Origin of the sequence: Methylobacterium bullatum (genome assembly GCF_014845095.1) — a bacterium.
Taxonomy (GTDB): domain Bacteria; phylum Pseudomonadota; class Alphaproteobacteria; order Rhizobiales; family Beijerinckiaceae; genus Methylobacterium; species Methylobacterium bullatum.
Genome location: NZ_NKUG01000123.1, coordinates 1 through 8134, shown reverse-complemented (window position 1 = coordinate 8134; position 8134 = coordinate 1). Strand labels below are relative to the sequence as shown.

At 70.0% G+C, this 8134-nt stretch carries 8 protein-coding genes and 1 pseudogene; 5 read left to right on the top strand and 4 right to left on the bottom strand.

The genetic code is table 11. The features are described 5' to 3' along the window. The 3 genes from MBTS_RS17080 to MBTS_RS17070 form a co-directional block, all read left to right on the top strand. Positions 1-264: peptidogalycan biosysnthesis protein (locus MBTS_RS17080; protein ID WP_192216095.1), on the top strand; the 264-nt coding region annotated here is incomplete at its 5' end. Further along, complete coding sequence (locus tag MBTS_RS17075; RefSeq protein ID WP_147830022.1) at positions 261-1421, top strand: M20 aminoacylase family protein; 1161 nt, start codon at positions 261-263, stop codon at positions 1419-1421. The genes MBTS_RS17080 and MBTS_RS17075, both read left to right, overlap by 4 nt. Further along, positions 1418-1906 carry a glutathione peroxidase gene (locus MBTS_RS17070; RefSeq protein ID WP_192216094.1) on the top strand — a complete coding sequence of 163 codons (489 nt, stop codon included), beginning with the start codon at positions 1418-1420 and terminating at the stop codon, positions 1904-1906. Before MBTS_RS17075 ends, MBTS_RS17070 begins: the two co-directional genes overlap by 4 nt. 3 nt (positions 1907-1909) lie before the next feature. Here the strand turns inward: MBTS_RS17070 and MBTS_RS17065 are convergent, their stop codons facing one another. Continuing rightward, positions 1910-2854, bottom strand: a complete 945-nt coding sequence (locus tag MBTS_RS17065; RefSeq protein ID WP_056142489.1) for a cation diffusion facilitator family transporter — start codon at positions 2852-2854, stop codon at positions 1910-1912. A 114-nt stretch (positions 2855-2968) separates the two neighbouring features. Here MBTS_RS17065 and MBTS_RS17060 point away from each other — a divergent pair, with 114 nt between their 5' ends. Next, positions 2969-3415: an HIT family protein gene (locus MBTS_RS17060; protein WP_056142492.1), complete on the top strand. Its 447-nt coding sequence runs from the start codon at positions 2969-2971 to the stop codon at positions 3413-3415. Positions 3416-3419: 4 nt separating this feature from the next. Here the strand turns inward: MBTS_RS17060 and MBTS_RS17055 are convergent, their stop codons facing one another. The 3 genes from MBTS_RS17055 to MBTS_RS17045 all read right to left on the bottom strand — a co-directional run bounded on the left by MBTS_RS17055 (position 3420) and on the right by MBTS_RS17045 (position 6260). Then, positions 3420-3815 (bottom strand): PilZ domain-containing protein, encoded by a 396-nt coding sequence (locus tag MBTS_RS17055; RefSeq protein WP_192216093.1) that lies wholly within the window; start codon positions 3813-3815, stop codon positions 3420-3422. Positions 3816-3907: 92 nt separating this feature from the next. Next, the gene (locus tag MBTS_RS17050) at positions 3908-4135 is read right to left on the bottom strand and encodes a hypothetical protein (RefSeq protein ID WP_027173053.1); all 228 of its coding nucleotides are present in this window, start codon (positions 4133-4135) and stop codon (positions 3908-3910) included. Positions 4136-4202: 67 nt separating this feature from the next. After that, positions 4203-6260 (bottom strand): NAD(+) synthase, encoded by a 2058-nt coding sequence (locus tag MBTS_RS17045; RefSeq protein ID WP_192216092.1) that lies wholly within the window; start codon positions 6258-6260, stop codon positions 4203-4205. Positions 6261-6548: 288 nt separating this feature from the next. Here MBTS_RS17045 and MBTS_RS17040 point away from each other — a divergent pair. Beyond that, a pseudogene (locus tag MBTS_RS17040) lies at positions 6549-8134 on the top strand (DNA translocase FtsK); the annotation flags it as partial.

Genomic DNA, 8134 nt, shown 5'->3' with positions numbered 1-8134 from the left:
GATTTCGCGATCCGGCGCGGGCTGAAGCGGGTCGAGGCCGGGGCGCAGGGGGAGCACAAGCTCACCCGCGGCTACCGGCCGGTGCTGATGCATTCGGCCCACGACATCGCCGATCCCGCCCTGCGCCGCGCCGTCGCCGATTATCTCCGCCGCGAGCGCGACCACGTGCTCGAGGCGGCCTCGGTGCTCGGTGAGATGACGCCGTTTCGCCGGGACTGCACGATGGCCGATCCCGAGACCGAAAAGGACGAAGAGCGCCCATGAGCCCGATCGACCGTATCAAGGCCTTCGCCGACGACCTCACGGCGATCCGCCGGGACATCCATGCCCATCCCGAGATCGGTTTCGAGGAGGTGCGGACCTCGAACCTCGTGGCCGAGCACCTCGCAAGCTACGGCATCGAGGTCCATCGCGGGCTCGGCGGAACGGGGCTCGTCGGCGTGCTGCAGGGGCGCTCGGCCAACGGCCGCCGCATCGGGTTGCGGGCGGAGATGGACGCGCTGCCGATCGAGGAGGAGACCAACCTCCCCCATCGCTCCACCATTCCGGGCAAGATGCACGCCTGCGGCCATGACGGCCACACCACCATGCTGCTCGGCGCGGCCCGCTACCTCGCCGAGACGCGGGATTTCGACGGCACCGCCCTCTTCGTGTTCCAGCCGGCGGAGGAAGGGCTCGGCGGCGCCCGCGCCATGCTGGCCGACGGGCTGTTCGAGCGCTTCCCCTGCGACGAGATCTACGGGCTCCACAACACCCCCAGCGGCCCGCACGGCAAGCTGAAGATCCGCCCCGGGCCGATGATGGCGGCGGCGGACTTCTTCGATATCCGCATCACCGGGCGCGGCGCCCATGCGGCCGAACCGCATCGCGGCCTCGATTCCATCGTGGCGGCCGCGGCCCTCGTCCAGGCGCTGCAATCCATCGTCTCGCGCAATGCCGACCCTCTGAAGAGCGCCGTGCTTTCGGTGACCCAGATCCATGCGGGCGCGGCCTATAACGTCATTCCCGAGGGCGCCCATCTCGCCGGCACGGTCCGGACCTTCGATCGGGCCGTGCGCACGCTCGTCTCGCGCCGCATCCGCGAGGTCGCCCAGGGCATCGCCCTCGCCCACGGAGTCGAGATCGGGGTGGAGATCCGCGACACGTTCTCGGTGCTGGAGAACAGCGCCGCCCATGCCGCCGCGGCGGCCGAGATCGCCCGCGAGATCTTCGGGTCCGAGGGTGTCGACGACGACACGGTGCCGCGCATGGGCAGCGAGGATTTCGCCGACATGCTGATGGTGGTGCCGGGGGCCTATGCCTGGATCGGCGGGACGCCGGGACCGGGCCTGCACAACGCTGCCTTCGATTTCGACGACAGCATCATCCCCCTGGGCAGCTCCTACCTCGCCCGCCTCGTCGAGAAGCGCACCGCCGCATGACCAGCCTGTTCGATTTCACGCCCAAGGCCGCCGACGGCACGCCCTATCCCCTCGACCGGCACCGGGGGCAGGTCGTGCTCGTGGTCAACACCGCCTCGAAATGCGGCTTCACCCCGCAATACGAGGGGCTGGAGGCGCTCTGGCGCAAGCACCGCGAGGGAGGGCTCGTGGTGCTCGGCTTCCCCTGCAACCAGTTCGGCGCCCAGGAGCCGGGCGATGCCGGGGAGATCGCGCAGTTCTGCAGCCTGACCTACGATGTCAGCTTCCCGGTCCTCGCCAAGGTGGAGGTGAACGGGGCCGGCACCGACCCGGTCTTCGCCCATCTGAAGCAGGAGAAGCCCGGCCTCCTCGGCACCAAGGGTATCAAGTGGAACTTCACCAAGTTCCTAGTGGGCCGCGACGGCAAGGTCATCGGCCGCTACCCGCCCACCGCCAAGCCCGCGGATCTCGAAGGCGACATCGCGAAGGCCCTGGCCGGCACTTGAGCGTCAGGCGGCGGATTCCTTCGCCTGGATCTCGATGAAGACCCGCTTCACCGCCGGGTTACGCGCCTTCAACCGGGCGTCCAGACGGCCGACCATCGCCTCGACCTCGCCGGCCTTGAGGTCGTCCTCCATGTCGAGGCTGACATTCACCAGGATGTCGGAGGGGCCGAGATGCTGGGTCAGCACCGCGTTGACGTGGCGGACGCCGGGCTCGGTCCGTACCGTCTCCTCGATCACCGCCACGGTCTCGGGGGCCGCCGCCTCGCCGACGAGGAGGCCGTGCGTCTCGATCATCAGGAACAGCGCCATCCCGATCAGGATCGCGCCGATGCCGATGGAGGACCAGCCGTCGAGGCTGGGCATCTGCAGCCATTCGGCGAGGATGACTCCCGCCAGGGCGACCATCAACCCGAGGAGGGCGGCGACGTCCTCGATCAGCACGGTGAACAGGGCCGGATCCTTGCTCCGGCGGATCGCGGTGATCGCCTCCCGGTCGCCCTTCTCGGCCCAGAACGCCTTGAGGGCGACGGCGCAGGAATAGCCCTCGGCCAGGACCGCGAAGCCGAGGATCGAGAGGTTGACCCAGAAGCCCGGAATGGTGCGGCCGAAGATCACCGCGTCGGCGGAGGCCTCCGGGTAGTGGATCTTGTGGATGCCCTCGTAGACCGCGAAGGCGCCGCCGCCGAGGAAAATGAACAGCGCGACGATGAAGGCGTAGAAATAGACCTCGCGCCCATAGCCGAAGGGAAAGCGCGCATCGGCCGGCTTCTTGGCCCGCGACAGGCCGACGAGGAGGAGGATCTGGTTGGCGGTGTCCACCAGCGAATGCACGCCCTCCGCCAGCATGGCCGAGGAACCGGTGAAGAAGGCGCCCACGAACTTCGCCGCCGCGATGGCGAGGTTGGCCCCTGCGGCGGTGTAGATCGCGCCGTTGCTCTCATGCGCCATGTCGGCGAAACTCTCATCGAAGGGACGGCCCCGCGCCGTGGACGCCGGGGGCCAGTCTGTGCAAGGTCCGGCCGGAAAACCGCAGACGCACATCCGCGATGGAGACCGGCCCCGATGTCCTCAAACGCCGAAGCTGCGCAGTACGATCCGCAGAACGTCTTCGCCAAGATCCTGCGCGGCGAGATTCCCGCCCACAAGGTCTACGAGGACGAGCACACCCTCGCCTTCATGGACGTGATGCCCCAGGGGCCGGGTCATACCCTGGTGATCCCCAAGGCCCCGGCGCGCGGGCTGCTCGATGCCGACCCGGATTCCCTCGCCGCCACCGTCAGGACCGTGCAGCGCGTCGCCCGCGCGGTGAAGACGGCCTTCGCGGCCGACGGCCTGACTGTCTTCCAGTACAACGAGCCGGCCGGCGGGCAGACGGTGTTCCACCTCCACATCCACATCGTGCCGCGCTTCGACGGCGTGGCGCTGGGCCGGCATACGGGGGGAATGGCCGACAGCGATCTCCTCGGCATCCACGCGGCGCAGATCCGGGCGGCCCTCGACGCGGCGTGAACGATCAGGCGACGTCGGCGGGCGCCGGCGTCGCGGCGATCAGCCGGCGCAGGGCGGCGTTCTCGGCTTCGAGTTCGGCGATGCGACGGATCAGGGTCAGCATCGCGGCCGGATCGGCCTGGGGCGGCGGAACCGGAGTGGCGGCTGTGGTCTCGTCCACGAAGGCGACGCCGATGCCATCGGGGCGGCGCCAGCGCAGATTCGCCTTATAGGTCCGCTCCTTCTGAGGGATGAAGAGGTCGAACATCTCCGGAAGGGTCGCGGTCTCCGTCAGCGCGAGGCGCGCACCGGTCGCGGACATGTCGCGCACCAAGCAATCCATGCTCGACGCGCCGTTGTTGAAGACGATGCGGCCCTTGAGGAACGTCCTCTGCCGCGCTTCCTTGCGTTTGTCCGACATGACGGCCGGTCTCCGGCTCCGCTTGGTGCGACCGGCCGGACCATCGCATGAGGTCCCTTAAGGAATGATCGCCGCGGCGAGGGCGCTCCCGCTCAGTTGAAGCGCCGGTCCATGGTCTCGAACAGGTAGAAGCCGTTGAAGCGCACCGCCGTGGTCGCGGCCCGCTCGTCGAAATCGGCCGGGGCCTCGGCTTCGTCGCTCAGCCGTCCGCTGAACGCCCAGTTCCGTCCGCTGAGGAAGCTCGGAACGGCACGGCTCTCGGGCACCGCGCAGCACAGGCCGCTGACGCTCTTCAGGCAGAACACGTTGTAGCTTTGCATCGGTCGGTCTCCGACTGGCCACCCCGACTCTGGCTGATAGTGGCATAATCGGACCGGAGTGTGTCGATCAGTTTTCCGGGACGTTGCGGGCGAGCTCGTCGAGCCAGATCCGGGCATTGCCGTCGGAGGGGGCGCGCCAGTCGCCGCGCGGCGAGAGCGAGCCTCCGGCCGCCACTTTCGGGCCGTTGGGCATGGCCGAGCGCTTGAACTGGCTGAAGCCGAAGAAGCGCTGCAGGAACACGCCGAGCCAGGCGCGGATCTCCGGCAGCGCATAGGCCTGGCGCTTGGCTGCGGGAAAGTCCGGCGGCCATGCGCCGCGTTCCGCATCCTCCCAGGCATGAAGGGAGAGGAAGGCGATCTTCGAGGGCCGGAAGCCGTAGCGCAGGGTGTAGAACAGGTTGAAATCCTGCAGCGCATAGGGGCCGATCTTGGCCTCCGTGCTCTGGGGCGAGCCGCCCTCCTCCGTGGGTACGAGCTCGGGCGAGATCTCGGTGGCGAGGATCGCCTGCAGGGTGGCGTTGGCGCCGCTGCCGATCTGGCCGCTGGCGATGACCCAGCGGATCAGATGCTGGATCAGCGTCTTGGGCACCCCCGAATTGACGCCGTAATGGCTCATCTGGTCGCCGACGCCGTAGGTGCACCAGCCGAGCGCAAGTTCCGACAGGTCGCCCGTGCCGATGACGATGGCGCCGTTGTGGTTGGCCAGCCGGAACAGGTAATCGGTCCGCAGCCCCGCCTGCACGTTCTCGAAGGTGACGTCGTAGACCTGCTCTCCCCGCCCGAACGGGTGGCCCATATCGGCGAGCATCTGCCGCGCCGCCGGCCTGATGTCGATCTCCCCCGCCGTGGTGCCGAGGGAAGCCATCAGCGCGTGAGCATTGTTCTTGGTGGCGTCCGACGTGGCGAAGCCCGGCAGGGTGTAGGCGAGGATGTCCGACCGTGGGAGGCCGAGCCTGTCGAAGGCCTTCGCGACCACGATGAGGGCATGGGTCGAATCGAGGCCGCCCGAAATACCGATCACGGCCTTCTTAGTGCCGGTGGCGGCGAGCCGCTGGGCGAGGCCCGCCACCTGGATGTTGTAGGCCTCGTAGCAATCCTGGGCGAGGCGGGCGATGTCGGAGGGCACGAATGGGAAGCGCTCCACCCGGCGCATCAGGCCGAGATCGCCCGAGGGCGGATCGAGCCGGAAGCGGATCGTGCGGTAGGAGAGGCCGCGCCCGCGCGCATTGTCGTCGAAGCTGCCCGCCTGGAGCCGCTCCTGGGCCAGGAGATCGAGGTCGATATCGGCCAGCGTCGCAACCGGACCGGCGGCGAAACGCTCGCCCTCGGCGAGGCGGATGCCGGCCTCGTCGATGCTGGTCTGGCCGTCCCAGGACAGGTCGGTGGTGGATTCGCCGAGGCCCGCCGCCGCGTAGACATAGGCGCAGGCGCAGCGCATCGAGGCCGACCGCGTGAGCAGCGCCCGGGAGTCCGCGCGCCCCACGGTGATCGGGCTGCCCGACAGGTTGGCGAGCACGGTGGCGCCGGCCAAGGCCGCATCCGTGCCGGGGGAGGCGGGCACCCAGAGGTCCTCGCAGACCTCGATGCCGAGGGTGAAGCCGGGCAGGTCATCGGCCGAAAACAGCAGGTCCGGGCCGAAGGGGACGACAGTGCCGCCGAGGGTGATCGATTCGCCGAGAAGGCCGGCGCCGGAGGCGAAATGGCGCTTCTCGTAGAATTCCCGGTAATTCGGCAGGTAGCTCTTGGGCACCACGCCGAGCACCCGGCCGCGATGGATGGCCAGCGCGCAATTGTAGATCCGGTGGCGCCAGCGCAGGGGCGCGCCGACCACCAGGATGGGTGTCAGCTCGGCCGAGGCCGCGACGATGCGGGTGATCACCGTCTCCACCGCGTCGAGGAGGGTCGCCTGCAGCAGCAGGTCCTCGATGGCATAAGACGAGACGCAGAGTTCCGGAAACACGGCGAGGACGGCGCCTTTCCGATGACACTCATCGGCGAGCGCCAGGATCTCGTCGGCATTGCGCTCAGGATCGGCCGGATGGCTTCGTCCGGCGCAGGCCGCCACACGGGCGAAACCGTGACGGTAGAGGGACTTGAATGCGGAGCTTCGTGTGGTTTCGGCCAAGGGGCGGGGTGCCTCTCGCAAGGGTGACGCAGCGTCCGCGGCGCGCGGGGCTGAGCGGGCAGGGTCCGCCGAGGGAAACCCGTTTGATCCGAGACGCTTCATCGGGTTCCCTCATCTAACCCGTTACGCGCCGGGGCTCCAGGGGGAGGCGAGCGCGCCCGGTCTCCGGAGATCCGACACTTCGCGGCATGCGGGCAAGCGTCTGTTAACGACGTTGGCTCTAGCTTGGGGAAGAACCGCTCCTGTCGAGGACGCGGACCCGTACCCTTCGAGTCAATCCAGAGCATCATGCGCGCATCGGGACGGCCTCCCTATTCTCATCGTGATCCCTCCCGGCCCGGACGCGGCGGCGACCGCCCCGGCCTGACCTTGGGCGCCCTCGCGCACAGGCTGATCAGCCTGCGCGCAAGCCTGACCCGGCGCCTCGCCGGACCGCCCCAGCGCCCGAGCCTGGTCTCGCCGCGCCCCGCGCAATCCTGGCTCACGGCCCCCCGGGACATGGTGCACGACGCCCCCGCTCCCCAGGCCCAGCCTTGGTTGGAGCATGGCAAGTGGGCCGAGGCGCAGGCCTGGCCGGACCACGTCTTCGACGACCGCGCCACCCCCGATCTCGCCCGCTCCTCGGGCATCGCGGCCATGGACTCGACCGGCGAGAGTCGGATCGACCACGGCGCATCGAGCCCGCGCGTGCTGATCCGTTCGCCGCGCCGCCCCGCTTCCATCACGCCGGAGGGCTACGACGCGCCGGCCCATTCCGCGCCCGAGCCGGACGCCCCGGCGGTGCGCTACACCCGCACTCCGGATCCGGTGCTGCAGGAGCGTCGCCAGCGGGCGCTCGATGCCGAGCGCCTGGCGCAGGAGGAGCAGGTCCGTGCCGCGCGGCAGGCCGAGGACGAGGCGCGGCAGGCCGCCGAACGCGCCGCCCTCGCCGCAGCGGAAGCGGAGCGTGCCGCCCGGGAGGCGGCCGAGGCCGCGCTTCTCGCCGCGATTCCCCCCGAGCCGCCGCAGCCCCTGTGGCGCCAGCCCTATACCCCGCCGCCGGGCGTCCGCTTCTTCCGCTCGCCCGACCGCCGTCCGCAGGCCGTCCTCGCCGCCATCGTCGAGGAGCCGCTGCCCATCTCCGCATCGGTGAGCGAGCCGATCCTCGCCGCCGCGCCGGCCCCGCTGCCCGTCGACCGCGACTGGACCGAGGTTCCCGACTGGGCCGCCATGCGCGCCTGGTTCGACGGCGAGGATTCGACGGCCGTCGAGACGTGGTCGGCAATCCAGGCCGATTCCGCCGAGGCTGTGGCTCCGTCCCTGTTGGATGCTTCTCCCGTGCCGGAGCTTGCCCCGGTGCCGGAGATGTCCCCGGTGCCGGATCTGGCGCCGGTCAGCACACAGGCGGACGAGACCTCACCCTTCACGGTCTCGCCGCCCGTGGACATCTCGCTTCTGCGCCCGCTGCCGCCCAGCCCCGTCTACGTCCTCGACCGGCTGATGCGGTTCGACCGTGGCGGCGCGCCCCTGCCCGCCGACGGCCAGGATAATGGCCAGTCCGTACCCGTCAGGGACGAGCCGAGCCACGAGGACCGCGTCGCGGAAGTCGCCGAGGCGGCCACCCTGGCTCTCGTCATCGAGCAGACCGGGCCGGCCCCCCGGCGTTTGGTTGCCGTCTCGGCCATGGCCGCCCGCGCGGCGATCCGTCCGGCCCGCATGCCCGCCGCCCCGGTGGCGCAGGCTCCGGTGATGCAGGCTGCCGTGATGCAGCCCCCCGTCGCGGAAGCTCCGGTGATGGACGTCTCCATCGCGCAGACTTCTCCCATGCAGGCCCCCTCCCCTGCCGCGGTGGCGCCGGTCTTCACGCCGGTGCCGCCGCGGCAGGGGAGGGGGCC

What these genes read in the sequence shown, in the direction of transcription:
- MBTS_RS17065 (WP_056142489.1), bottom strand. Translation starts at nt 2,854, where the DNA reads ATGGCGCATGAGAGCAACGGCGCGATCTACACCGCCGCAGGGGCCAAC.
- MBTS_RS17070 (WP_192216094.1), top strand. Translation starts at nt 1,418, where the DNA reads ATGACCAGCCTGTTCGATTTCACGCCCAAGGCCGCCGACGGCACGCCC.
- MBTS_RS17050 (WP_027173053.1), bottom strand. Translation starts at nt 4,135, where the DNA reads ATGCAAAGCTACAACGTGTTCTGCCTGAAGAGCGTCAGCGGCCTGTGC.
- MBTS_RS17075 (WP_147830022.1), top strand. Translation starts at nt 261, where the DNA reads ATGAGCCCGATCGACCGTATCAAGGCCTTCGCCGACGACCTCACGGCG.
- MBTS_RS17055 (WP_192216093.1), bottom strand. Translation starts at nt 3,815, where the DNA reads ATGTCGGACAAACGCAAGGAAGCGCGGCAGAGGACGTTCCTCAAGGGC.
- MBTS_RS17060 (WP_056142492.1), top strand. Translation starts at nt 2,969, where the DNA reads ATGTCCTCAAACGCCGAAGCTGCGCAGTACGATCCGCAGAACGTCTTC.